Source organism: Acinetobacter sp. ESBL14 (genome assembly GCF_036668815.1).
GTDB lineage: Bacteria > Pseudomonadota > Gammaproteobacteria > Pseudomonadales > Moraxellaceae > Acinetobacter > Acinetobacter gyllenbergii.
The window spans coordinates 368,203-394,080 of sequence record NZ_JAZEVS010000003.1 but is presented as its reverse complement, the minus strand read 5'-3'; the positions used below and the strand labels follow the sequence as shown (position 1 = coordinate 394,080).

The 25,878-nt window shown below is 39.1% G+C and carries 26 protein-coding genes; 10 read left to right on the top strand and 16 right to left on the bottom strand.

Annotation, left to right across the window (positions count from 1 at the left end; all coding sequences use genetic code 11):
- Positions 1-32: 32 nt before the first annotated feature.
- The 10 genes from V6E90_RS13005 to V6E90_RS12960 all read right to left on the bottom strand — a co-directional run bounded on the left by V6E90_RS13005 (position 33) and on the right by V6E90_RS12960 (position 6,344).
- Positions 33-287, bottom strand: a complete 255-nt coding sequence (locus V6E90_RS13005) for a hypothetical protein (protein ID WP_332605553.1) — start codon at positions 285-287, stop codon at positions 33-35.
- A gap of 191 nt (positions 288-478) precedes the next feature.
- Positions 479-760 (bottom strand): hypothetical protein, encoded by a 282-nt coding sequence (locus tag V6E90_RS13000; protein ID WP_016540389.1) that lies wholly within the window; start codon positions 758-760, stop codon positions 479-481.
- Positions 761-920: 160 nt separating this feature from the next.
- A complete protein-coding gene (gene lptA / locus V6E90_RS12995) occupies positions 921-1,433 on the bottom strand; it encodes a lipopolysaccharide transport periplasmic protein LptA (RefSeq protein WP_332605598.1) in 513 nt (170 codons plus the stop codon).
- Positions 1,434-1,559: 126 nt separating this feature from the next.
- On the bottom strand, positions 1,560-1,892 hold the full coding sequence (locus tag V6E90_RS12990) for a hypothetical protein (protein WP_016540391.1): 333 nt from the start codon (positions 1,890-1,892) through the stop codon (positions 1,560-1,562).
- Between the two features lie 65 nt (positions 1,893-1,957).
- A complete protein-coding gene (locus tag V6E90_RS12985; protein ID WP_332605552.1) occupies positions 1,958-2,356 on the bottom strand; it encodes a DUF4882 family protein in 399 nt (132 codons plus the stop codon).
- Positions 2,335-2,715: a hypothetical protein gene (locus tag V6E90_RS12980; RefSeq protein WP_332605551.1), complete on the bottom strand. Its 381-nt coding sequence runs from the start codon at positions 2,713-2,715 to the stop codon at positions 2,335-2,337. The genes V6E90_RS12985 and V6E90_RS12980 overlap by 22 nt, the downstream gene beginning before the upstream one ends.
- A 133-nt stretch (positions 2,716-2,848) precedes the next feature.
- The gene (locus V6E90_RS12975) at positions 2,849-4,720 is read right to left on the bottom strand and encodes a non-contractile tail sheath protein (RefSeq protein ID WP_332605550.1); all 1,872 of its coding nucleotides are present in this window, start codon (positions 4,718-4,720) and stop codon (positions 2,849-2,851) included.
- A gap of 184 nt (positions 4,721-4,904) precedes the next feature.
- On the bottom strand, positions 4,905-5,561 hold the full coding sequence (locus V6E90_RS12970) for a hypothetical protein (RefSeq protein WP_332605549.1): 657 nt from the start codon (positions 5,559-5,561) through the stop codon (positions 4,905-4,907).
- Between the two features lie 189 nt (positions 5,562-5,750).
- Complete coding sequence (locus V6E90_RS12965) at positions 5,751-6,056, bottom strand: hypothetical protein (RefSeq protein WP_016540395.1); 306 nt, start codon at positions 6,054-6,056, stop codon at positions 5,751-5,753.
- Positions 6,057-6,149: 93 nt separating this feature from the next.
- Positions 6,150-6,344: a hypothetical protein gene (locus V6E90_RS12960; protein WP_023269952.1), complete on the bottom strand. Its 195-nt coding sequence runs from the start codon at positions 6,342-6,344 to the stop codon at positions 6,150-6,152.
- A 662-nt stretch (positions 6,345-7,006) separates the two neighbouring features.
- On the opposite strand from V6E90_RS12960, the gene gltS reads away from it, so the two are divergent.
- Complete coding sequence (gene gltS, locus V6E90_RS12955; RefSeq protein ID WP_016540397.1) at positions 7,007-8,236, top strand: sodium/glutamate symporter; 1,230 nt, start codon at positions 7,007-7,009, stop codon at positions 8,234-8,236.
- A 232-nt stretch (positions 8,237-8,468) separates the two neighbouring features.
- Positions 8,469-9,413, top strand: coding sequence for a metal-dependent hydrolase (locus V6E90_RS12950; RefSeq protein WP_016540398.1), 945 nt, complete (start codon positions 8,469-8,471; stop codon positions 9,411-9,413).
- Between the two features lie 29 nt (positions 9,414-9,442).
- Here V6E90_RS12950 and V6E90_RS12945 read toward each other — a convergent pair whose 3' ends face one another.
- Both V6E90_RS12945 and V6E90_RS12940 read right to left on the bottom strand, forming a co-directional pair.
- Positions 9,443-9,805 (bottom strand): hypothetical protein, encoded by a 363-nt coding sequence (locus V6E90_RS12945; RefSeq protein ID WP_016540399.1) that lies wholly within the window; start codon positions 9,803-9,805, stop codon positions 9,443-9,445.
- A 212-nt stretch (positions 9,806-10,017) separates the two neighbouring features.
- Positions 10,018-10,203: a hypothetical protein gene (locus tag V6E90_RS12940; RefSeq protein ID WP_023269954.1), complete on the bottom strand. Its 186-nt coding sequence runs from the start codon at positions 10,201-10,203 to the stop codon at positions 10,018-10,020.
- Positions 10,204-10,410: 207 nt separating this feature from the next.
- On the opposite strand from V6E90_RS12940, the gene V6E90_RS12935 reads away from it, so the two are divergent.
- The 4 genes from V6E90_RS12935 to gcvH all read left to right on the top strand — a co-directional run bounded on the left by V6E90_RS12935 (position 10,411) and on the right by gcvH (position 14,307).
- Positions 10,411-12,258, top strand: coding sequence for an ABC transporter ATP-binding protein (locus tag V6E90_RS12935; protein ID WP_016540401.1), 1,848 nt, complete (start codon positions 10,411-10,413; stop codon positions 12,256-12,258).
- Positions 12,258-12,698, top strand: a complete 441-nt coding sequence (locus V6E90_RS12930; RefSeq protein ID WP_065342754.1) for a MaoC family dehydratase — start codon at positions 12,258-12,260, stop codon at positions 12,696-12,698. The genes V6E90_RS12935 and V6E90_RS12930 overlap by 1 nt, the downstream gene beginning before the upstream one ends.
- Before the next feature lie 128 nt (positions 12,699-12,826).
- Positions 12,827-13,852, top strand: a complete 1,026-nt coding sequence (locus V6E90_RS12925) for an AraC family transcriptional regulator (protein WP_016540403.1) — start codon at positions 12,827-12,829, stop codon at positions 13,850-13,852.
- A gap of 80 nt (positions 13,853-13,932) precedes the next feature.
- Positions 13,933-14,307 (top strand): glycine cleavage system protein GcvH, encoded by a 375-nt coding sequence (gene gcvH, locus V6E90_RS12920; RefSeq protein WP_332605547.1) that lies wholly within the window; start codon positions 13,933-13,935, stop codon positions 14,305-14,307.
- A gap of 73 nt (positions 14,308-14,380) precedes the next feature.
- Here the strand turns inward: gcvH and V6E90_RS12915 are convergent, their stop codons facing one another.
- Entirely contained in the window at positions 14,381-15,538 is a 1,158-nt protein-coding gene (locus V6E90_RS12915) for a lytic polysaccharide monooxygenase (protein WP_332605546.1), read from the bottom strand.
- A 262-nt stretch (positions 15,539-15,800) separates the two neighbouring features.
- Complete coding sequence (gene aspA, locus V6E90_RS12910) at positions 15,801-17,243, bottom strand: aspartate ammonia-lyase (RefSeq protein ID WP_332605545.1); 1,443 nt, start codon at positions 17,241-17,243, stop codon at positions 15,801-15,803.
- Positions 17,244-17,723: 480 nt separating this feature from the next.
- Between aspA and putP the strand changes: the two genes are divergently transcribed.
- Positions 17,724-19,220 carry a sodium/proline symporter PutP gene (gene putP, locus V6E90_RS12905; RefSeq protein WP_332605544.1) on the top strand — a complete coding sequence of 499 codons (1,497 nt, stop codon included), beginning with the start codon at positions 17,724-17,726 and terminating at the stop codon, positions 19,218-19,220.
- Between the two features lie 44 nt (positions 19,221-19,264).
- On the opposite strand, the gene V6E90_RS12900 is transcribed toward putP, so the two are convergent.
- The gene (locus tag V6E90_RS12900; protein WP_004653132.1) at positions 19,265-19,756 is read right to left on the bottom strand and encodes an Lrp/AsnC ligand binding domain-containing protein; all 492 of its coding nucleotides are present in this window, start codon (positions 19,754-19,756) and stop codon (positions 19,265-19,267) included.
- A gap of 120 nt (positions 19,757-19,876) precedes the next feature.
- Between V6E90_RS12900 and putA the strand changes: the two genes are divergently transcribed.
- Complete coding sequence (putA, locus tag V6E90_RS12895) at positions 19,877-23,638, top strand: trifunctional transcriptional regulator/proline dehydrogenase/L-glutamate gamma-semialdehyde dehydrogenase (RefSeq protein WP_332605543.1); 3,762 nt, start codon at positions 19,877-19,879, stop codon at positions 23,636-23,638.
- 81 nt (positions 23,639-23,719) lie between these two features.
- Here the strand turns inward: putA and V6E90_RS12890 are convergent, their stop codons facing one another.
- On the bottom strand, positions 23,720-24,154 hold the full coding sequence (locus tag V6E90_RS12890; protein WP_332605542.1) for a hypothetical protein: 435 nt from the start codon (positions 24,152-24,154) through the stop codon (positions 23,720-23,722).
- Positions 24,155-24,302: 148 nt separating this feature from the next.
- Here V6E90_RS12890 and trmA point away from each other — a divergent pair, with 148 nt between their 5' ends.
- Positions 24,303-25,388 (top strand): tRNA (uridine(54)-C5)-methyltransferase TrmA, encoded by a 1,086-nt coding sequence (gene trmA / locus V6E90_RS12885; RefSeq protein WP_332605541.1) that lies wholly within the window; start codon positions 24,303-24,305, stop codon positions 25,386-25,388.
- 249 nt (positions 25,389-25,637) lie between these two features.
- Entirely contained in the window at positions 25,638-25,865 is a 228-nt protein-coding gene (locus tag V6E90_RS12880; RefSeq protein WP_005152392.1) for a hypothetical protein, read from the top strand.
- Positions 25,866-25,878: the final 13 nt, after the last annotated feature.

Sequence of the window (25,878 nt, the reverse complement as noted above, 5' to 3'; positions counted from 1 at the left end):
AGCCCAATAAAAAAGCACCGTCAGGTGCTTTTTTATTGATTGATCTCAAAGTACTTCCTGCACCCTTCCATCCATTCTTGTGATACAGGTGACTCATCTGGATTCTCAGTATTTGCCAATTCACAATCAGCCGCGTTTTTTAAACCATTGTCCATGGGGAAGGAATAGCCATAGTAACCATCACTATTTTTGTTATAACCACCCGTTTGCGTATAGTTCCAGTATAAATAGCCAACGAAAGCCAATGTCAGTCCCGACAGAATCAGTAGCCACCCTCTTAAACTCATTTTTGCTCTATCATGCTTTTTTTACATTATAGGCATTTTTATTAAACATTTAAGGAAAGGATTCTGATTTATCTGCTGAAAATGTACCTATAGAGAGCTCTAAGCTTGGTTCAATGCAGTAACAAACAGCTTAGGTACAATATAAAAAAGCCCCAAACAAAGTTGGAGCTTTTTTTATGATCTTTAAAAACTCAGTCCCACTCTAGCTGAAACTGAATATTGGTATTGGTAAAATTAGGATTGAGAAATACCCGATAACCCGCTGTTTTTAGCTCGTTCACAACAATATCTGCATCTTCGCTACTGACTTCATGTTTTGAAAATTGTTGTAAAGCATCTCGATCACCGTCACTGGCTCTTAATTTAATCGTACTGGAAATTTTTGAGAGAATTTTATCTACTGTTAACTTTTTAACATTTGCATTAGAAATTGCAGTCGCTCGTGATGCAGGTAACAAAACTTCTTCGTTCACCGTATTCCGCCTGTGATATCAGAATAAGAAAAAAATTATAATATGTTCTATTTCCAGTTTTTCAAGTCCATAAACTCAACTAAACGACAGATTTTGGCGCGTAAATACAAGAATAAAGATTTTACGCCGTAAATAAGCAAATAGAAGCACTTAGACTCGCCTACTGACTCCTGATGAGCGGCTTCATCTGTACATTCTTCTGTGGCGGGATAATCATTTGGACACGCTTGTTTGGTACACCTTGAGCCTCTATATCACCAACTGTTAAATTATATCTGAGTGTTTCGGCTGAAATACTGGAGCCCTCCATGATCATTGATGCATTGCCCTTTAAGATGATCTCCGTTGCAGACGTGCTGTAATCTATGCGATCGGCTTTACCATAGACCATCCCTTTTGCTTCACTCACTTTCTGTTGAAACTTGACGGGGCTTCCCGTAAGCGTAACTTGATGAGGTTGGCCGTTTCTCAATGTCCCAATCGCTTTTGCAGCGTGGATATCAATCGTGCCTTGTCTGATTTGAATATTAGCAGCCGAAAAAGTATTTTGGTTCGGACTATAACGGGTATTTTCAGCATCTAGATAAATCGATTGCTGAAAATCCGATTCAATAGCGAAAATAGACGAGCAAGTGATTAAAACTGATGTCATCAAAAAAATTTTCTTCATGATTTTATTGTTAAGCGATAAATTTATAAGCAGCGAATCTTAGCATAGTTATCTCGCTAGCTCACAACAAATGAGAATAATTCTTATTTTAAAATAAAAAAGAGAGCGCAGCGCCCTCTCTCTTAGCCGTTATTTACAGGTGATATCCAACTTTTCAGCATAGTAATCAGTCGAGGTTTTGAGATCAGCCATCAACTTTTCTTGTGTATAGTCTTTAGGTGCCAGTTTTAACAATGCAGGAATATATTTCGATTCATATAATTTTGGATAATCCTTACAAAGAACACGTGTTTGCTCTTCTTTGGGAGTATCTGGATTATCCAAAATATCCATATATTCTGAAATCTTGTTATCTACGACTTCAAAGCTCTCTTGCGCTTGCTCATTTTTGACTTCAGGTTGTTTATTACAACCTACCAATAAGATGGAGATTAAGCCTAAAAATAGAATTTTGCTTTTCATAACAATGCTGCATACGATAAATTCATTGAAATCCGCCGAGGCGGGTTATTTCTTCTAATTTATCATTAAAGTGCGACACCGCAGATATCTTTTGTACCAGTTGGGTAAGAAAAATTTAACTGTGTATGATCGAGTAGAAGTTCTATTGATACATCCTTGGCGCTGTCAGCTGCTGTAAGTCCATAAAAGTTAGAAATTACCCCATAGTATAGATTATCGAGTTTAGATGGGTACGCTGCAAAATAGCCCTTATTTACACCATTGAAAATCAACCCAACTTGATTAGAGTTTTGATTCATATAGATGCCAATTTTTTGATAGGAGTCAGACGTTGCTTCTGGTGGGAGTTGTAATAAGCTACTTGTCACTGAATTATCGTTTGATGTGACTGTCACTAAAAAGCCATTTGATGAGCTATTTTTCTGGTAACCGATTAATATATTCAATGCTTTTCCATTTTGCATAATTCCACTGGCATGGATTGGAAATATATTGAGGGACCCATTTGTATCCAGTTTTTAAGTTCAAATGCCATGATTCCACTGGTCTGAATTGCTTTATCTCCCTTGGTAAATTCCATCGCTGTTGGATTATTAGCAGCGAGCATTTTTGCTAAATAATTTTGGCTATATGCAGCATAAACCTTATTTTGCTGTGCCGTTTGATAAGACAACTTTGTTCCTATCACACTTGGCAACGTTGCGCCATCTGTTCCCATGGACTGTATTTGTGCGTGGGTGGCATCAAAATTATAAGTACAGCTTGCAAATGCACTGCCACTCACAACTGAAGTAATAAGCATAGCAAAAATTATTTTTTTCATGTATTAGGCCTTTTTATAATAGAAAAAACAGTATATCTATTTTATTAATTTTAATTATAAAATTCAGATAAATAGAAACTTTAGAGTAAAAGTGGCTTGGCAGTACAAGCCACTTTTATCATTTATGTAAAACTTACAAATAGATCTCAGGTGGATACGGCGTATCATCCGTCACAGGGGTATAGAGTGTATTTTCGACAAAGAAACCATTTGGTGCTTGAGCTATATCAATCGTTACAGAATCTTGCATGATTTGCGGATAAGCCCAGATCAACTGCTTCATCAGCCCCAAAGGGTTATTATTCTGCATATCTCCAAACACACGTTGCCAAATTGGAGTTCGATATGGCTTGTTCTTATCAAAGCCATAAAGATGGGCAATCGAAGAATCAGGAACAAATCCGGCTAAATAAGCGACTTTATCCGCTGGATAGTCCAGATCTTGGCTTGGAATTTCAGCAACAGCTTGGTGCGCCAAATTTAATCGTGCCTCTAATATCCAGTCATAGGCCTCGGTCATCAGATAATCAAAATTCGGGTAAGCATAATGCTCACGCGGAAAGTTAATATCAGTTGCCAAGGTTTCGATCGGCGTTCGAATGGTCGGGAAAAAAATCAATGGACAAACCTTAGCATTTGGGTATTTGGCTTTAATCGCGGTGCGAATGTCTTGGCAGGTTTGCCCTAATTTATTTTTTAACCAAGCTTTAAATTCATCATACGGTGTTCCAGTTTTATTTACGGCCTCATAGATCGTTCCCAAGTCTGGTGCATACAATCCAGTATCTGCATTAAAAGCCAGTTTAGTTGGATAATCATAGACACATGGTAAATCCGTGCCCTGGTTATACCACCACCAAGGTTCACCAATTTGCATATTTACAGGACAGCCGCCTACAGCCATCGTATCAGCAAACTCAATAAACGCTTTATGTAGATAAGCAAGCGCATTTTGATCACACGGGCTAAAGAAATAACTTGGCGGTTCATATCCGGTACGGCCTAAATTACTGTTCCAATCCCGCTGTGCCCAGAATTCATTTGCGCCTAATGAATACATTTCAAAACTGACACCAAATACAGGCTGCATCCCAGCATTTTGCAATGCTTGAGCAAAATGCTCATGCCATTTACGTGTACATGGATTTACAACAGCTTCATTGGTCACCAACGTATCTGGAATTTGCCATTTATGAATACTACTGTCCCAAGACATTTCAGGATACTTTGACATACCACAATAATGATTAATCAAACCGTGATAGCCCAAAGCCTGCAAATTATCGACCAAACGCTGTGGATTAAGATCGTAATGGTCGTCATAACTGGTACATAGGCCGTAATTATGTTGAGGCACAGACACTCGCTTTAGAGTAAGTTCGGCATTTGGGCCAGTAGTCACCGAATTAGTAACTCGGATATAACCCTCTTCGGCTTGGGCTAAAGGCTGGGTAGAATGCCCATTATAACTGCTCGTAAAACCTGAAAACGAAATTCGCTGAATATTGGTCACAGGAAAAGTATCAGTTGCCGCAAAACCAGCTTTAACCGTATTCCAATTAATATGAATATGTGCTGAGCGAGATGCTGGCTGATTTGCATAATTAAACAAGACAATGTAAGCAACCTTGTCCTCACCATTGGCTTTGTATTGCACAGTAAGTGTTGGTGTCAAAGTAGGATTGTTCAACATCGGCATGGATGGAGACAACTCAATATCAAAATCCCAAATCACACCGGTGTAATCATATTTAGTTTCATAGGCGAGAAATTTATGGTCTTTTGCATCGTAAGAATCCCAAATCACTCCTGCTAAATCTGTCGTGGTTCGAGATCGAAATGATGCTTCAAAACCATTGGCATAATTGGTAATTGCAAACGACATAGTCTGCGGTCCATCAATACGCCAGTATTTCGGACTGAAACGATGAATAGCAGAAGTACCAACATTCAATACAGGAGATGTTTTTAAATTTTTTTGTTTATATTCAAAAGTATTTGTCATTTGAAAATGCTCTAATTAATCATTGAGCTTTTATCTTAATTGATCACCATTTTTTAACTGTTTGCAAGCGTAAGTGCTGATCAAAACACCATCAGTTATATCGACTTTATGTAAATGCATATTTTCAATCAACAAAAAGGCCTATCCATAGATAAGCCTCAGGAGTTAATCATTCAGATCTTCATCAGAACAGATAGCGCATCCCCACTTTATAAGTCATCCCATCCATATCCAGCACATCAGCCGCGGTGCTATCACAAAAATAACCTGTACAGACATCTTTATAATTTTCAATATAAAGCCATTTGTAGCCTAGCCCAACATAAGCCGCAATATTTGATTGAATATAATGTCCGAGCTCAAACTCTATTGGTAATGTGACATAACGTAATTTGACATCATAGTCATCAGCTTTCAGCCACGCATATCCCACACCAATACTTGCATTTGCATAGCTATTGTTATGATCGTAAAAGGTGTAGCCTCCTTTCACATTAATCTCAGTACTTTTCCAATCCGCATTTTTTTGATAATTCAGGCCAAATGTTGAACTAAGTGTATCTAAAGCTGTAAATGTCACACCTGTACCAAAACCATTAAGCTTTTCATGTCCATCAATTTCATCAGACTTTAATCTTGAACCATAGTATTCAGCAAATACAGAGCTCTGAATACCACTACTGCTTTCACTACGATGGTGCTGCTCTGTTTGCTGTACTAAAATCGGTTCGCCTAGTGCTTGAGGTGCGCCGTAATTGACTTGTAGTGGTGTATCCGCACATGCATTTATAGTCATTAAACATGTAACGAAACCTATGACCCCAACGAATATTGTTTTCATCCGAATACCTATTTTTATTTGAATTTAAGAGCTTAGAGGATAATTTATTTTTTATTTTTAAAAAATCATTTTTATTTAAATAACTCCGATAAAAATTAAAACCCGATATCTGGTCAAGCCATTTATCGGGTGAATATGATTATTTATATTTTATTTAGCATGTTCTGCTGTTTGAGCTCATTGATTCAACTATTTTGCATAGAGATCTTGATACAGGTTTTTAGATACCCAGTCGATAAAAGCAGTTTTATGATGAAATGAGGGTGTATTAAACAAATTAAGATCTAATTCAAAGTGATCAAAATTCAGTAATTTATAAATACCACCACCTAAAGGGATTAAATTCGTATGAGGATATTTCATCGCTTTTAAAGCATTCGTTAAAAACTGTGCTTTGGTTTGTACCTCACTGTTTTTATAAGATTGGTAGCTGGTGGAATGTATGAATAATTCATATTCTCGGCCTAGATTTTGTCTTATCTGAGAAATAACCACTTCAATCTCCTGAGTCATGGGAAATATTTTTATATCACAGAAATCAAAAAAGCCCATCTTTTGACGAGCTTTTATTCAATTAAACTGTAATTTTTAGTGAACGTTTAACTCATCGTCTCGTGCAACAATCACAGAGGTTAGCATTGGAATACCCAAGATAATTGGGACTACAATAATCCATAAATCCGTTGTTAACTTACTCGAAAAAAAGAAATGTATAACGAGAGCAGCCAAAACCAATACCGCAAACAAAACACCTATGAAGCGCATTGCAAATTTAACCAGCATTTTGGATTCCTTATGATTCTAATAGTTATAAACAGTATACGCCTACTCTATGTAGTTATAGCATTTTCTTTTTCTATTGCACTATAAAACTCAGATATACATCTTGCATTAAAAATGCTCGACAAGGTGGACTGTTTAATAGCGATATTTCGCCTCATTCCCCCAATGAAAAGCTAATTACAATTTAAACGTTCTGATGCATTTGAGATGCTACTTTTCAGTGAACTTAAATTTAGAAGCAACTGATTGATCATTTTTTTAAAATTTGACCTGCGAGTATAGGCCATTGTTTAACTTACGCTGCGAGCTAGAGCAGTACACTTTAAAGTGCTTGATTCATCTTTATTGCATTAACATGCGCGATAAATGAATAAAAAATATTCGCTTGAACGATTAGCACTTAAAAACAAAAAGTCTTGCAAACTATACCATATATTCAATACAACCAAATGCAACCTGAAAATAAACAACCATTAAATTAAATGCTTAAATTTACTGGAATTTTACGCTTTGTTTAATCAAATACGTTGTAGCTACAGCTTAGACATAGAAATGTATAATTGTTAACCAGATCACATATTTTAAAGCTGATTTTTTTAATTTAATCTAGCTCTCTCAGAGCGCCTTTTGCTCTCTCGACGGTTCATATTTTAAGGATATCTATGGATTTCATACTTAATCCAACATATACGCTCATGCTAGCGGTGTTGGTTCTCTATGTCGGACGCATTTTAAATAAGCACATCCCCTTTTTAACCAAATACAATATCCCTGAACCAGTGGCAGGTGGTTTGGTCGGTGCAATTATTTTTTATTTGATTCATCAATTTGCGGGTTATACCATTTCGGTCAATAAGCCAATGCAAGATACATTCATGCTTATGTTTTTTGCATCGATTGGTTTGAGTGCTAATTTCGCCAAACTTAAGGAAGGTGGCAAGCCTTTAATTATCTTCTTAATTGCCATTTCCTTCTTTGTCATCATTCAAAATGGTGTCGGCATGGCAATTGCTTCTGCCGTTGGTCTTGATCCATTAATGGGGGTTGTTGCAGGTTCAATTGCTTTGGTGGGTGGTTTAGGCACTGCTGGAGCATGGGGACCAATTTTTGAGACCAAATATGCCGTTGAAGGTGCATTACCAATGGGCATTGCAAGTGCGACCTTCGGAATGGTCGTTGGTGGTTTAATGGGAGGACCATTAGCCCGTTATCTCATTCGTAAACACAACCTAGCGTCACCATTGAAAGCGGAAGTTCGTGAGGAAAATAAAGACGCACCGCTTACTGATAGTGAGTACACATTCGAAGCACCACAAAAAGTTCGCTTAATCACTGCGGATAATGCCATTGTCACTTTAGGTATGTTTGCCTTTGCTTTGGCTTTTGCTGAAACCATGAAAAACCTAACCATTGGTACTGCAATTGAATTACCAACTTTTGTATGGGCATTGGGTGGTGGTATTCTTCTACGTAATATCTTGGAAACTGGCCTTAAACAAGAAATCTTTGATCGCTCGATAGATGTCTTTGGCAATACAGCGCTGGCGTTATTTTTAGCAATGGCATTGGTTTCATTGAAACTTTGGCAACTGGCTGATCTTGCAATTCCAATGATTATTTTGTTGATTGCTCAGTCTATTGCAATGTGGGTATTTGCGGTTTATATTTCCTTCCGCGTTATGGGTAAAAACTACGATTCAGCGGTGTTGGCTTCTGGCCTGTGTGGTTTTGGCATGGGGGCAACGCCAAATGCGATTGCAAATATGCAAGCAATTACCAATATGTATGGTCCATCGCATAAAGCATTTTTGATCGTTCCTCTTGTCGGTGCATTCTTTATTGACCTAGTGAACGTTGTTGTTATTCAAACGATCTTACAAATCTTTGGTTAATCGCTAAAACAAAGCAATGACGACTTAATTAAGTGTCTTAAAGCCATATCTTCAAAAGATGTGGCTTTTTTATATATAGTTTTTAAACCTCGATTCAGCAAAAAGCATAATGTTTGTCCTTAAAACCAATTGAAACCCTGTTTTTGTCCTATATGCACATGGCGCACATTTTTACTCAATGCTAAAAATTACGTATTCAATTTGATTTGTAATTTTATATCGGGTGACATGTATGATCACAGAAAATCATCAACTTAAAGCAAGAAAAGTACATTTCGATTTTTCTGAATCTTCCGTCTGCTGGATGCAGAATGATCCTTTATGCTCACATATTGCCAATGGGATTAACATGCTGTTGCCTGCGGGTGAATTTTGGTTCTGCCGTGTGTTTAACAAGACAATTCCCTATATTTCAGATGAAAAACTCAAACAAGAAGTAATTGGCTTTGTCCGTCAAGAAGCTGCCCATGCCCGTGCCCATGAGAAAGCCCAAGATTTCTTAAGAGAAAATGGCTATGACATCCAAGATCCTTTAAATCGTGCTCACTTTATTTTTAATATTCTTCTCGGGGACAAACCCTTAGGAGTACCCTTTCTCAAGGGTGAGAAGTTGGAGGAATACTGGTTACTGTTTCGCGTTGGTGTTATTGCTGCAATCGAGCACTTTACTGGAACGATTGGACAATGGACACTCGATAGTAAGTCTTGGGATACAGCAGATCCAGCCATGACCGATTTGTTTCGTTGGCACCTTGCAGAAGAAGTTGAGCACCGTTGTGTAGCCTATGACCTTTTTGAACATCTACTCACAAACAAATTTGGTTTTTATGTCTCTCGTCAAGTGATCATGATGGGTGTGTTCCCTCTGTTTATTTACTTCCTTGCAGATTTTGCACGTAGTCTTGGACAGCAAGATCTAGAACATCAAGAGATCCAAAAATTGATGCGCCGCGGATTCTTTAGCTTTATTCGTGAGTTCGAAAAAACGGCAACGCAAACTGATAACCTCCCCACCATAAAGTACTTATGGAAAGCAACTTTACGCTGGGTGTCGCCAAAATTTAATCCGATACATGAAGGTGATACCGAGCAAGCATTGGCTTATATGGCTCGTTCACCTGCAGTACAATATTTTGAACAGACGACGCAAAGTTCAAACAAAACGACATTAAGCTAGTTTTTTAATTCAATAAAAAACCTCATTATTCAACATGGATATGGGGTTTTTTTTAACTCATTTTTCAATGCTAAATAATTTTTTTGCGCTTCATTTTGAGTAAATACAAACTCATTTTTCTCCATAATGCTTTCAGTAGCACCTTGCATATAGTGCTGATAATCTGAATAACGCTCAATAATCAACTTATGTAGATTTACTTTACTTTTTTCAACTAAACATTGTTTTTGCTTTGCTTTTAGTTGTTCAATGCCCGATTTTTCCTTGCCTCTCAAACCATATTCAAATTGAATTTGATCATCTATAGATTTGAAATAAACATCAGATAAATTAACGTAATCATCTTTAAAGTTTTTAGCATCTGCTGTACGACATATACCGAATAAAAACATAAGTATAACTATAGATATTATTTTCATCACCGTTTCTATATATATTAATTTTCACTTATTATAACATCATATTGAACAAAAAACCGCCTCAAAATAAAACACCAAAACCTTTAAAAATACAAAACAAAGCATGAAGAATAACTAAATAAAAATCTTATTTAACCTTCGCCTATTTGAAATAACTACATTTAATTATAAGACAAACTTTCTAATCAAAAATCAATCTCAATCTTCTCTATAATGGATGAAGCCACATCTAATGCTCCTTTCCCCATCTCAACAACAATTTCAACTAAATCGACTGGATTAAGATCAATTGAATTTACCGTCGAATTCTGTTGTTGCTGGTCACTTTCTAATTGCCCTAATTCATCTACTGGATTATTGGTGTTATTCACTTTTTTCTACCTCTACAATGATGGATGATTGACCTTACAAATAAATATCATATGCTTAAGATAAAACTTTGTGAATTCTAGAAATGATTTTGTTTATGGCATAAAAGACATGCTCATCATTTATGTTCTTTTACCGACTCCAACTCGCTTTTCTGTTATCCTACCAAGGTGAGCTGAATCGTACTGTAGAACTAGAGGAAAAGCGGCATGCTACAATGGTTTGAAAAATTAGTTGATCCCTATCCAACGAAAGACTTAAACAAACCATTACCCACCACTTTCTTTGCTTTCGTTTGGCAAGCAACCAAAGGAATTCGCCCTTACCTTTTTATCTTAATTGCATGTACGGCAGCTGCAGCCAGTTTTGAAGCATTATTTTTCTCCTATATCGGGAAATTGGTCGACTGGTTGACACAAAGTCAACCCAGTACTTTCTTAGCGAATAATCAACAAAATTTAACCATCCTCATCAGTATCCTCTTTGCCAATATTTTCTTTGTCAGCCTGCAATCTGTGGTGAAGCATCAGGTGCTATTCAGCAACTTTCCGATGCGTATGCGTTGGCGCTTCCATAACTTGTTACTACAACAAAGCTTAGATTTCTTCCATACCGACTTCGCAGGGCGTCTATCTGCAAAGGTCATGCAAACGGCTTTGGCTGTACGTGAATTCTGGATGATTTTAGGCGATATGCTGGTTTATGTACTGATTTACTTCATTACAATTAGTGTGGTCTTAGGCTCCATTTCTCCTGTACTGATTATTCCTTTAATGTTGTGGTTGGTTTTTTTTATAGTAATTGCCAGTTATTTTATCCCCCGTTTAGGTAAGATTTCCAAAAAACAAGCAGATTCACGTGCGGTCATGACAGGTCGTATAACCGATGCTTATACCAATATCCAAACCGTAAAGCTTTTTGCGCATGCAGGCCGTGAAAGCCAATATGCCAAAGAATCCATGCAAGAGTTTATGGTTACGGTTTATAAGCAAATGCGCTTAGGAGTCAAATACGAAATCAGCATTCGTTTACTCAGTGCGTTTCTATATATTGGTGTCATTGGCACTTCAGTTTGGTTATGGACACAAGGACAAGCGGCGATTGGTGTCATTGCCGCAACTACGGCGATGGTACTGAAGTTAGACAGTATGGCTGAATTTTTAATGTGGCATGTCACCATGCTATTTGAAAATGTCGGCACCATTCAGGATGGTATGTCAACTTTAGGGAAACAGATCCAGATCCAAGACAAGAAAGATGCGACTGAATTGAAAGTTCAGCATGGTGAGATCCGATTTGAGGATGTGAGCTTTGCTTATAACCAAAAAAATGTCATTGAGCATTTTAACTTAACCATCAAACCTGGTGAAAAAATTGGCGTTGTTGGACGCTCTGGTGCTGGTAAATCAACATTAATTCAATTACTGCTTCATTTTTACGATATCAACCAAGGTCGTATTTTGATTGATGGTCAAAATATTCATGATGTTACTCAAGACAGCTTACGCGCCAATATCGCGCTAGTCACGCAAGATACTTCTTTATTACACCGTACTGTTGCTGAAAATATTAAATATGGGCGTCCAAATGCGACTGAGGCTGAAGTGCAACTCGCAGTGAAAAAAGCCAGAGCAGAAGAATTCATTCCACAACTGACAGATCAAAAAGGACGTGTTGGATTTGATGCCTATGTCGGTGAGCGTGGTGTGAAGCTCTCTGGTGGACAACGCCAGCGGATTGCGATTTCACGTGTTTTTTTAAAAGATGCCCCTATTCTGATTTTAGATGAAGCCACCAGTGCACTGGATTCGGAAGTCGAAGCTGCGATCCAAAGCAGCTTAAATGACTTGATGGTTGGCAAAACGGTGATTGCAATTGCGCATCGTTTATCTACTATTGCTCAAATGGATCGCCTGATTGTGCTTGACCAAGGCCGAATTGCTGAGCAAGGCACACATGAGGAACTGATTGCGAACGATGGCTTGTATGCACAGTTATGGAAACGCCAAACGGGTGGCTTTTTAGTTGAACAACGAGTGACTCAGGACACAGAATAATGTTGTATTTAGAAGATTTAAGTATTGGTGATCGCTTCACCAGCCGTGAATATGAAATGACGCTTGCAGAAGTAAAGCAATTTGCTGGGCAATATGACCCACAACCCTTCCATCTTGATGAAGTTGCTGCAACAGAACATCCTATCTTTCAAGGTTTAGCGGCAAGTGGCTGGCATACCTCCGCTGTAACCATGCGCTTATGGACAGAGTGTTTTCCAGTTGCTGGTGGGTTGTTGGGTACCGAATCAAGCCTACGCTGGCCGCGTCCAACCCGTGTTGGCGATAAAATTCATGTTGAGATTGAAATTACTGCAATTGTGCCATCTAAAACAAAAAATGATCGTGGTATCGTCAGCTACGTAACACAAGCTTTGAACCAACATGGGGATGTGCTATTAATATCGACAACCAAAATTATGGTCTTTAGAAAACCAACTTGATTCTTGAACATTCGGTGACTCTTTTGTCCAACAATTTTTATGATTGATTATTTTATTTCATGTAAAGATGTTTAAGACTTAAATGTTTAAAAGATATTGGCAAAATTGATGAGCGCCACGGAAAGCACATGAAAACAACCTCAACTCGTCAAGATCAAGGAATACCAGGCGTTTATGGCTTATTGCTCTTAGACGTCGTTTCGCGCTGGGGATATAGCGACGAAACATTGTTTGCACCGTTTCACTTAACTAGCGAACAACTGGCTGATCCAAATTATCGAATTCCAACACCGATTGCGAATGAATTGGTCAAGCATTCTTTGCGTCTTACCGGTGAAAGCACATTGGGCTTTCATCTAGGAACGCAGATGCGTATTTCCATTCATGGCTTTATTGGCTATGCCATTATGACGGCACATGACATTACCGATGCCATTGCATTAGCAAGCCGGTTTATTCAGTTACGTCTTCCCTTTTTACAACTTTATTTTTCTACCTTTGGACCCAAGGCCACGCTACAACTACAATGTGATATTGAAGTTGAGCCATTACGCACTGAAATTATTCTAGGTCTGACCATTGGTATTATGACCATGGCCAAAGCTCTCACAGGCATTGAAGATTTGAGGGGTGAAGTCGATTTGGACTTTGCTGAACCTGCTGGTTTTGAAAAATATAAAGATCGATTAACCAGTACAGTACGTTTTAATCAGCCGCATCTGATTTCCAGCTTCGATAAAAAATATCTCGGCTTAAAAATGGTCAATGCAGATCCAATTGCCAGCCAGATTGCGATTAACCAATGTGAAACTGAACTCTCTGCACTGGGTGAACGTCGTCGTTTAGCCATGCGGGTTCGTGATATTTTAACCAATTCAGAACAGCATTATCTGAGTATTGAAAGTGTGGCTGAACGCTTGCACATGTCAGATCGTACCTTGAAACGCCAATTGGCTGCGGAAGGCACGTCCTTCTCTACGCTCGTGGATGAAGTCCGTTATCGTCATGCAACCTCTTTGCTGTCTCGTACCGATTATAGTTTGGAACAAATTGCAGACGAACTCGGTTATTCGGATGTCGCGAATTTCAGCCGTGCCTTTAAACGTTGGAGTGGTCGTAGCCCAAGTAACTGGCGTAAAGACCCATACTTATAAGTTCACGAAAGCTTTTGTTTTTGTTGAAAAGCATGTATAAACCAAATAAAAATGATACGACAGATTGTTAAGGAGTTGTCATGAATCATCCAGCAGAATTGAAATATGCACGTACGCATGAGTGGGTAAGAATTGAGGGTGACCTCGTTGTCACGGGGATTACTGACCATGCACAAGATGAGTTGGGTGATTTAGTATATGTGGAAACGCCAGAAGTGGGCAGCCATGTCACCGCAACTGAACAAGCAGGCATTGTTGAATCAGTTAAAACAGCCTCTGATATTCACGCACCTATTTCTGGAACTGTGGTTGAAGTGAATACTGATCTTGAAGACGATCCTGACTTTGTCAATGACGAGCCGTATGGTAAGGGTTGGATCTATAAGATTAAGCCAGATAATATGGCTGATGTTGAAAAACTGCTTTCAAATAACGAATACGAATCAGGTTTATAATTCTTAGATCTTGAATATTAAAAAAAACCGAGTGATGTATTCACTCGGTTTTTTATTTCTACACCGACTATTATTATTTTATGAGAATCCATGCATCCTGCCAGTTCGAACCAGTAGCAGGAACATATTGATGTGCTTGAATGGTGCACCAACCACTATAAGGAAAAGGCTTGCACTGATATATACGCCCATCACTGCCCAATACTTTTGTCCCCGCTTTATATGTAGCAATACTCTTCGGATAAACAAAATCATAAGAACCACCGCCACTGATCGGAGCACGCTCAATTTTGATTTCGACACGCTGAATACCGCTATTTAAACTACTATAAACATCATTTTTTCCACTTACAGCTACAATCTCACCCTGTGCATTTTTAACCCCTGCGCGTAAAGCACTGTGCTCTCGATTAATGGCTTCTGCCAATAAGCGTGGCCAAACATTTCGATTGCCATTGGCAGTACTGGTAATCCGTAATTCTGTTTTCAAATTTGGATTTTCGCCATTGGTATCAAAAACTCGTGTGGATACCCGATCATTTACCAATAGGTCATCAAGCGGATTAATATCACCGATATCGTTCCAGCTTTGAACTGGTTTTGGGGGTTGCGGATCGACTGGTGTAGTTGGGTTGCCTGAACCGACATTTACATCAATGACATTATAAAAGGCATTACTGGTATCTCCGATATCCCATACCGCGAGAATGACATGATAGCCACTGCGGTCAGCAGGCACGTGACAACGGTGTGTGACCACACTGGCAGGCTTTTGGTATTTGCCATCTACTGTACAAAAGGGATTGAGATCAAAAGAACTACGAGCCAAAGCTGCTGAAGAATTCCAGCCTTGCTTAGTGATGAAATAACGCCAACCTTGGCTCACATGTTGTGCGGTAAATTGCCAAGTAAAGTCATTTGCGCCTGTGGGCAAATTTGTTTTGAACCATCGTGTCGGTGATTGTGCATTTAATTCTGAAAATTGACTCAAATTTGCATTGGCAATTTGCCCATCAGCTGGTCCAGACTGAGGAAAACCTTTCGGAGCTTCTAAACTTTGCGGCTCCCAAACAATGCTGCCACATTGAGTATTCTTATTTAATTTACAGGCATAGGCTCGAGATTCTGGTTTCAGTACATAGCCATGTGCAAAAACCAAAGAAGGTATAATAGACAGTACCAATATTCCAATCGAGATTAAACTGCGTCTAATAAAGTGATGCATCATCATTCTTCTACCTTTGTCATTTCAGTTATTTATTGTTGTTAAGCATTGGTGTTCTTAAGACACCTCTTAGACCATAGGTCAGCCACTCAAACAAGACAACTCCCTACGCTGTAATAATCTGTAATATGCCAGTTGACTTGATCACAGCAATAAAAGCTTATGATGACCCGATCAAATTATTTTATAAATCCATTAATTCTCAGTGCAATCAAAAAAAGCCCAATTCGATTTGAACTGGGCTTTTTCACAACTTAATTTTCAGGATTTAAGCGACATCGTCCACTTGAATGCCATCGACTTCTGAAACCAAGTTTTCAAAAGAGAAAATCTCATCCAGTTGGACTTGAGTCAGTAACCCACGTTCTAAAACCACCTCTTGAATGGTTTTATTCTCTGCAATACATTGTTTACCAATTTCATCACATAAAGCATGACCTAAGAGCGGATCAAGTAAAGTGATAATCCCCACACTACGCATGACGGCATCATGGCAAGCTTGTTCATTTGCTTTGATGCCACGTACACATTTTTCATCCAAGCTTTGAATTGCATGCGTAAGCAATTCAATCGATTCGTTCAATGAAATTGCAATCACAGGTTCCATCACATTGAGCTGTAATTGACCCGCTTCCGCAGCAAAGGTAATGGTTAAATCATTACCAATCACTTTAAATGCAATCTGATTCACCACTTCTGGAATTACAGGATTTACTTTCGCTGGCATAATCGAAGAACCGGCCTGCAACTCAGGTAACTGAATTTCACCTAATCCTGTACGTGGACCTGAACTCAGTAAACGTAAGTCATTACTGATTTTTGAAAGCTTACACGCAAGACGCTTTAAGGCGCTTGATAAAATGATGAATACACCACAGTCACTGGTTGCTTCAACGTAGTCTTCTGCACCAACCAAATTCAAGCCTGTAATATCTTTTAAACAAGAAATGACTTTGATGGCATAACCTTTGGGTGTATTCACACCTGTTCCTATGGCTGTCGCACCCAAATTCACTTCAAGCAATAATTCACGAGTGCGTTTGATTAATCGGATATCTTCTTTTAATAGCGTTGCAAAAGCACGGAACTCTTGGCCCAATGTCATAGGAACCGCATCTTGCAATTGAGTACGCCCCATCTTTAACACATAACGAAACTCGATCGCCTTGTTTTCAAATGAGGTAATTAGCTTGTCCATTTGTGTGAACAAAGCATCTAAAGAACAGTAGGTTGATAGACGAAGCGCTGTTGGGTATATGTCATTGGTCGATTGGGATTTATTGACATGATCATTGGGATGGATCACCTCATATTTACCTTTTTGATGACCTAATGACTCCAATGCGATGTTGGCAATCACTTCATTGGTGTTCATATTAATTGAAGTGCCCGCTCCACCTTGATAAATATCAATTGGGAAGGAATCTTGCCATTTTTCTGCATCAGTGATGAGTACATCACAGGCATGTTGAATTGCCAGACTTTGAGTTTCAGTGAGTTTGCCAAAGCTTAAATTCGCTTGTGCCGAGGCCTTTTTTACCTGTGCCAAAGCGCGGATAAAATAAGCATTTTGTCCAACTTTTTGTGAGGAGATCTTAAAATTTTCCATGGCACGTAAGGTATGAATTCCGTAATAACATTCTGTTGGAACTTCCTTCGCACCAAGCAAATCATGCTCTATTCTTATCGTTGCCGTTTGAACCGTTTCCACTTTCCATTTCTCTCAGACAATGCACCCTAATGGTGCAATGGATTAATATGAAAGATTGCAACTGACTTTTCATTAGCAAAAGCGCTTAAGATTATATTTTTTTATAATGGAATTTCTCTAGATTGTAGCTTTTGTAACTTTATATTTCTGAATTTTTGCCTAGTTTTTAACTGAATCAACTTAATCTACAGATGTACATTTTATGAATTGTAACTTCTGTATACATTTTGAGTTTTTTTTGAACGTTACCTATTCATATTTTGATGAAAAAAAAACCTATTTTTTGAATTAAAAAATTAAGATTCATACACTTATTTTAAATTACACAAAACATACAAATAAAATACATAAACATAACAGTATTTTAAAAATCATTTGTGCTTGAATCTGTGACCTTATCAATCCCAAGAATAGTCAATGATTTTTTTAGCTATTCAGGTGTGATTGCAAATTATGGATATGTAAGGACAGGCATCCATTATGAATTTTTCTAATCCCACAGTTGTTGTATTCGTGGTCTATATCCTGGCCATGCTTGGCATCGGTTTATACGCCTATTTTTCTACCAAAAACCTTGACGATTATATTCTTGGAGGCCGAAGTCTAGGCAGTTTTGTAACCGCTTTATCTGCGGGCGCATCAGACATGAGTGGTTGGTTACTCATGGGTTTACCTGGCGCTATTTACTTAACTGGCTTATCTGAATCGTGGATTGCCATCGGTTTAATTATTGGTGCATGGCTAAACTGGTATTTGGTTGCAGGACGTTTACGTGTACACACTGAAGTACAAAACAATGCCCTCACCTTACCAGATTATTTTACTGGTCGTTTTGATGATCAGAAGAAAATCTTACGCGTCACATCTGCATTGATTATTCTTGTTTTCTTTGCGATTTATTGTGCTTCTGGCATGGTCGCTGGTGCACGTTTATTCGAAACATTATTCCATTTGCCGTATAGCACAGCCTTATGGTTAGGTGCTTTTGCAACCATTGGTTATGTGTGTATCGGTGGTTTCCTTGCAATCAGCTGGACTGATACTTTCCAAGCAGGCTTAATGATTTTTGCATTATTGCTGCTTCCAATCGTGACCTACATGTCTTTAGGCATTGGTATGGAAGAGTTTACTGCGGTTGTTGAAAGTGTACGTCCACATGCATTTGATTTTGCGACAAACTTAAGCGTTGTTGCGATTCTTTCTGCTGCAGCTTGGGGTCTCGGCTATTTTGGTCAACCGCATATCCTTGTCCGCTTTATGGCAGCTGATTCAGTAAAATCAATTCCAGCTGCACGCCGTATTGGCATGACCTGGATGATTTTATGCTTAGCAGGTGCAGTGGGTTCGGGCTTTATCGGCATTGCTTATTTCCAAATGCATCCTGAATTTGCAGCAGCAGTAACAGCTAACCCTGAAACGGTATTTATGGAACTCACCAAGATCCTATTCAACCCTTGGGTTGTGGGTGTGATCCTTGCTGCGATTCTATCTGCAATCATGAGTACGTTAAGCTGTCAGCTTCTGGTATGTTCAAGCGCTTTAACCGAAGATTTGTACAAAGGCTTTATCCGTAAGAATGCTTCTCAAAAAGAGCTGGTTTGGATTGGACGTGCAATGGTACTTGCTGTTGCAATGCTTGCCCTCTCTCTTGCTCAAAACCCAGACAGTAAAGTTCTTGGCTTAGTTGCTTATGCTTGGGCTGGCTTTGGTGCGGCATTTGGTCCATTGATTATTCTTTCATTGTTCTGGAAACGTATGACGTTAAACGGTGCATTGGTGGGTATGATTGTGGGTGCTTTGACTGTAATCCTATGGAAAAACTTCTTCGGTTACACGGGCATCTATGAAATTATTCCAGGTTTCGTTTTTGCCTTGATCAGCATCGTTGTAGTGAGCTTACTTGGTAAAGCACCAAATGCTGCTGTAACCAGTCGCTTTGAACAAGCTGATGAAATCTATGCACGTGAAATGAAATAATTCTGATAAAAATTTAAGGGGCTTTCGAGCCCCTTTTCTTTTACTTAAAATTTTGTTTTTGATTTAATTTTTATTTTAGAGCTGTCTTTCACCACCTGCATCACAGGATAACTCCGTGTTTCCTTCACACCAGGGAGCTGCCATAAAATCTGCCCTGCAATACGGCGAAACTCCTCCATCCCAGCACTCCGCAGCTTAATCAAGAAATCAAAGCCACCACTGACCATATGGCATTCCACGATCTCAGGATATTGCGTCACCGCATCAATAAAATCATCCAATACGTGTGGTGTGGTCTTATCAAGTAACACTTCCACGAACACTAAAAAGTTCGCATTCAGCTTATTCGGATTAAGCTTTGCCTCATATCCCAAGATAAATTCATCCTTGGTCAGCTTCTGAACACGTGCCATCACCGCAGTCGGTGAAAGGTTCACTAATTCTGCCAATTTACTATTAGAAATTCTCCCATCTGCTTGAAGAATATCCAGAATTTTTAGATCGGTTCGATCTAGTGTATAAATAGGGCCATTCAACTGAATTTTCCTCTAAAAAATGGGTAAATTATAGTGAGTTACTCGGGATTTATTCTGTAATCATAAATTATCTAAACCTCTCTACTCAATATGTTCTAGAGATTGTTATTGGAATTTAGTATGAATACATTGGATACTCCCGCACAAATGGAAACAGCTCACATCGACGGTTATATTACCGAATTTAAAGAAAAAAGTGAGTTTGAGCAACGCATTAATACGGCTTGGCGACGCGCAGAGCCTGAAGCAGTCGCTGTACTTGCTGAAGCTGCAAACATTTCCCCTGAGCTTGATCAAAAAATTTATGAACTTGCTTTTAGCCTAGCGCATAATTTACGAGAACGTAAAAGCTCGGCGGGTAAAGCAGGAATCGTTCAAGGTCTTCTACAAGAATTCTCACTTTCTTCACAAGAAGGTGTGGCATTGATGTGTTTAGCAGAAGCATTGCTTCGTATTCCAGATACAGCAACACGTGATTTGTTGATCCGCGACAAAATCAACCAAGGTAACTGGAAGGAACACGTTGGTCAAAGTAACCTGATGTTCGTCAACGCTGCTGCATGGGGCTTGATGTTAACAGGCAAGTTAATGGAAACACCGAAGCAAACCAGCTTATCAAGTGTTTTGACTGGCCTTTTAGCACGTAGTGGTCGCGGTATCATCCGTAAAGCGGTTGATGTTGCCATGCGTATGATGGGTGAGCAATTCGTTACAGGTGAAACCATCGAAGAAGCGCTTGAACATGCAAAACCATTTGAACACAAAGGTTTCCGTTATTCATACGACATGTTGGGTGAAGCTGCACTGACTGAACATGACGCAGATCGCTACTACAACGACTACACACAAGCGATTCATGCCATTGGTAAGGCATCGAACGGTCGTGGTGTTTATGATGGCCCAGGTATTTCAATCAAGCTATCTGCTTTGCATCCACGTTATCAACGTGCGCAAATTGACCGTGTTCATCACGAACTTTATAACAAAGTTTTTGAACTTGCGTGCTTGGCAAAACAATATGATATCGGCTTAAACATCGATGCTGAAGAATCTGAACGTTTAGAAATTTCACTCGAATTACTTGAGCGCTTATGTTTCGAACCGAAACTTGCTAACTGGAAAGGCATCGGTTTCGTTATTCAGGCCTATCAAAAACGTTGTTTCTACGTGGTGGATTACATCGTTGACCTTGCAAAACGCAGTAACAAACGCCTGATGATCCGTTTGGTGAAAGGTGCATATTGGGACAGCGAAATCAAGAAAGCACAAATTGATGGTATGACGGACTACCCTGTGTTTACTCGTAAAGTTCACACGGATTTGTCATACATTGCTTGCGCGAAAAAACTTCTTGCCGCACCAGACCAAGTGTACCCACAATTTGCGACACACAATGCGCAATCACTTGCAACCATTTACAACCTTGCTGATCCAAGCAAGTACTATCCAGGTCAATACGAGTTCCAATGCTTGCACGGTATGGGTGAGCCATTGTACGAGCAAGTTGTTGGTTCAAAAGAAGATGGCAAGTTAGGTGTTCCATGTCGTGTTTACGCGCCTGTTGGTAACCATGAAACTTTATTGGCTTATTTAGTCCGTCGTTTACTTGAAAATGGTGCCAATACTTCGTTCGTAAACCGTATTGCAGATAAGACTTTAAAAGTTGAAGACCTAATTCAGTCTCCAATCAAAGATATTCAAACTTCTGCAAAAGACGAAGGTCAGCTTGGCTTAAAACACCCTGCGATTCCACTTCCGCATGATCTTTACCCATTACGTCCAAACTCAAATGGCTTTGATCTGAATAACGATCAACCATTAGCTGACTTGGATGCGACTGCACAGAAATTGCGTAGTCAGATTTGGAAAAGTGCACCATTACTTGGCTTCGAATCAACAGTACACGACCAAAGTAATGCACTTGCAATTACAAACCCTGCACAAAATAGCGAAGTTGTCGGTTATGTCAATGAAGCGACCAGCGCTGATGTACAACTGGCACTAGAAGCTGCAGTACAAGCTGAGCAAAGCTGGGCTGCAACCGATAAAGTTGAACGCGCTGCTTGTTTAAAACGCGCTGCTGACTTGATGGAAGCACGCATTCAAGAATTGATGGTATTACTTTGCCGCGAAAGTGGTAAAACCTATGCCAATGCCATTGCCGAAGTCCGTGAAGCGGTAGATTTCTTACGTTACTACGCAACTCAAATCGAAGCTTTACCTGCGAATGCACAAGTCAAGCCATTAGGTACCGTATTGTGTATTAGCCCATGGAACTTCCCTCTTGCGATTTTCTCTGGTCAGATTGCAGCGGCATTGGTGAGCGGTAACTGTGTGATTGCCAAACCTGCTGAACAAACACCATTGATTGCAGCACAAGCCGTTGAAATGCTTTGGGAAGCTGGTGTACCGCACGGCGTTGTTCAACTTCTTCCTGGTCGTGGTGAAACAGTTGGTGCGCAATTAAGCCAAGATGATCGTATTCAAGGCATTATGTTCACAGGTTCGACTGAAGTTGCAAAAATCTTGCAAAAAACTGTGGCAAAACGTTTATCTCCAAACGGTCAACCAATTCCGTTAATCGCGGAAACCGGTGGTCAAAATGCGATGATCGTTGATTCATCTGCGCTGACTGAACAAGTGGTATTAGACGTTGTAAGCTCTGCATTTGACAGTGCTGGTCAACGTTGTTCTGCACTTCGTATTTTATGTGTTCAAGAAGATAGCGCTGCAACGGTCATCAAAATGTTGAAAGGTGCGATGCAACAGTTGATCGTAGGTAATCCTGCAATCCTAAAAACTGACATTGGGCCTGTAATCGACACTGAAGCAAAGCAGACCATTGATACGCACATTCAAAAGATGAAATCTAAGGGCTACCCTGTTCATCAATTAATGTTTAACGATGCAGTGAGCCAACAAGCACTTGCACAAGGTACATTTGTTCCGCCAACAGCGATCGAATTACCAAACCTTGACGATCTAGAACGCGAAGTGTTTGGTCCTGTCTTGCACATCATTACTTATAAGTATGGTGAACTTGAACAGTTGATCGACCGTATCAATGCCAAAGGCTATGGCTTAACCATGGGTCTACACACACGTATTGATGAAACTATTAATACAGTGATCCAACGTGCTGAGGTGGGTAACTTATATATCAACCGCAACATCGTGGGTGCAGTGGTTGGCGTTCAACCATTTGGTGGTGAGGGCTTATCGGGTACAGGTCCGAAAGCAGGTGGTCCGCTTTATATGTACCGCTTGATGGAACATTGTTCAGAGAAAGTTTTAGCAACCCCATTTGCGGTGAAAGCTGAAATCTCTCAGTTTGATGCTGTATCAAATGTTGCTTATCAAAGCTTATTGTCTTGGGCAAACCAAAACATGCCGCAAGCAATTACTACAATCCCAGCATTTGGTGTAGGCAAGTTCTACGAGCTGCAAGGCCCAACGGGTGAAAGCAACCAATACATTATCTTGCCACGTCACCGTGTGCTGTCGATTGCCAATGATGAAGCAAGCCAGTTACAGCAATTACTTGCGATTTTCTCCGTCAGCAGTACTGCGGCTGTGTTGAAAGACAATGCGTTCTTGGCAAAACACAAAGCGTCTTTACCAAAAGATGTGTTAGATGCAATCACTGTGATTTCAAGTGTTGAAAAAGATGCGTTTGATGCAGTGCTTCATCACGGTTCTGTTGAGCAATTGCAAAACTTGCAAACACAAGTTGCTGCTCGTTCAGGTGCGATTGTCGGGATTACTCAGTTACAAGCCAATGAGCAAATTCCTTTAGAGCGTCTTGTTATCGAACGTGCAATCAGTGTGAATACCGCTGCAGCTGGTGGTAACGCGAGTTTAATGACTTTATCTGAAGATTAATTTTAAATCCCTTGCGGAACTTCAAACGTTCCTCATCCCAGCCCGAATCATGTTTACATGGTTCGGGTTTTTTATTATCTACTAAAGAATCTCTTTATAATTCTGCTTAGCACATTCATATGGAGTATTAGCAGCTTTATCAATCATGCCATGAAATGGTTGTATTTCTTTTTCAAGCTCTTTTTCCAAATCACTCATAGAAGTTACTTCTGGAAAAATCAATTTAGCCTGATCAAAATTATCCCTTAAAATCATCTTTAATTTATTTTTAGATTCAACGAGTTTACAAATAGAATTAGCAAACTTTAGCTCTTCATAAAAAGTAAACTTTCTATCTTCCTCAACACCAACAAGTTCATAAAACTCTTGCTCAACTTGCTTATAATTTTTAAGTTCTCGTTGAAAATTATCGATGAAATTCTGATCTGCTTTAATAATGTTAGAACCGAGAAGAAGTAAACATAAAAGAAATACTCTCAAGCACTGTAGTCGCAAAGAAATTCTTATTCTAAACATAATAATTCCTACTTAATAAAATTTAATACCTTAGCTCAATATACCTAATAAAAATTATATTTAATGAATGAAACTCTCAATTTCCTGCACCTGATTGCACTTTTTTGATACCATTCCCGTTTAGATTTCAGCTGTAGTTTTCTTTTTTATGACCGTATCTTACCAGCAGCAACTTCAAGAGAAAGTTGAACGCATTACCGCACAATTTGCCCCGTTCAATCCACCTGCTTTAGAAGTGTTTCAATCGCCTGAACAACATTTCCGTATGCGAGCAGAATTTCGTATCTGGCATACCGAAGATGATTTGTTCTATGCCATGTTTGAACGTGCTGAAGATGGTAAGCAAAAAGAAGTTGTCCGCGTGGATACATTTCCCATCGCGGATCAAAGCATTAATGATTTAATGCCCCGCCTATTAGAAGAATTAAAAGCAGTCCCGATTCTATCACAACGAGTTTTTGAAGCTGACTTTCTCTCAACTTTAAGTGGAGAAATGCTAGTTACCCTGATTTATCACCGTAAATTAGATGCTGAATGGGAAACAGCAGCTAAAGCATTAGCTGAAAAACTGAATATTAAAATCATGGGTCGTAGCCGTGGCCAAAAAGTGATTATTGGTGATGACTATGTGGTTGAACAACTGAATGTTCACGGTCGCACCTTTAAATATAAACAAATCGAAAGCAGCTTTACCCAGCCTAATGCTCAAGTGTGTCAGCATATGTTGGAATGGGCTTGCGATGCTGCGCAAGAATCCCAAAAAGACTTGTTAGAATTGTACTGTGGTAATGGTAACTTTACCTTACCACTGTCCTTGAAATTTAAGCGTGTACTCGCAACTGAACTGGCCAAGTCTTCCGTCTACGCGGCACAATGGAACATTGAGCAAAACCAGATTGAGAATATTCAAGTTGCTCGTTTATCTGCGGAAGAATTCACTCAAGCTTATCAAGGTGAGCGTGAATTTAGACGGTTGCAAGAAGCTAAAATCGACATGCAAAGCTACGACTTTGACACGGTTTTTGTTGACCCACCGCGTGCAGGCATCGATGATGAAACACTTAAACTATTACAGGGTTTTGAACGTATTCTATATATTTCATGCAACCCAGATACCCTGCATGACAACTTAAAAATACTTAGCCAAACCCATCGCATTGTCAAGTTTGCCATGTTCGATCAATTCCCTTTTACCCATCATGTGGAATCAGGCATTTTACTTGAAAAGATTTAAACAAATTATTTCAACGTAACAATATTATATAAAGGGTTCCAGTAACCCTTTATTTTTTCTCAAAGTATATTTATAAAAAAGTGATGTTTTTCAAAGGTCAAGTCATCCAAATGTCATAATTTCGTTAAACTTTAAAAGTCTCATCGAAAAAATTGAAGTTCAACTGCTGCTTTTATCACTTAAGCTGACTTGTATTTTATTTTAAAGCGGCTATATTTCGAGCTATGTTAGGTTGTATATGAAGGCTCTATGAGTTTTTGGCAAAAACTGTTCAATGCAGATGAACAATATAACGAACACAAGAACCAAACTTCTTGCGTTGAAAATGATTGTTCTTGCAAAACCAATGAACAACTGTTGGATGCTTTAGTCAAAGCAACAGATGAAGATGTGATTAAAGGCATCAAAAAAGTACTGATTTCCCGAGGTTATAGCCGCAAAGAATTACTTGCGATGATCAACCCGCCAATCCAATAAAAATAAGCTTTCC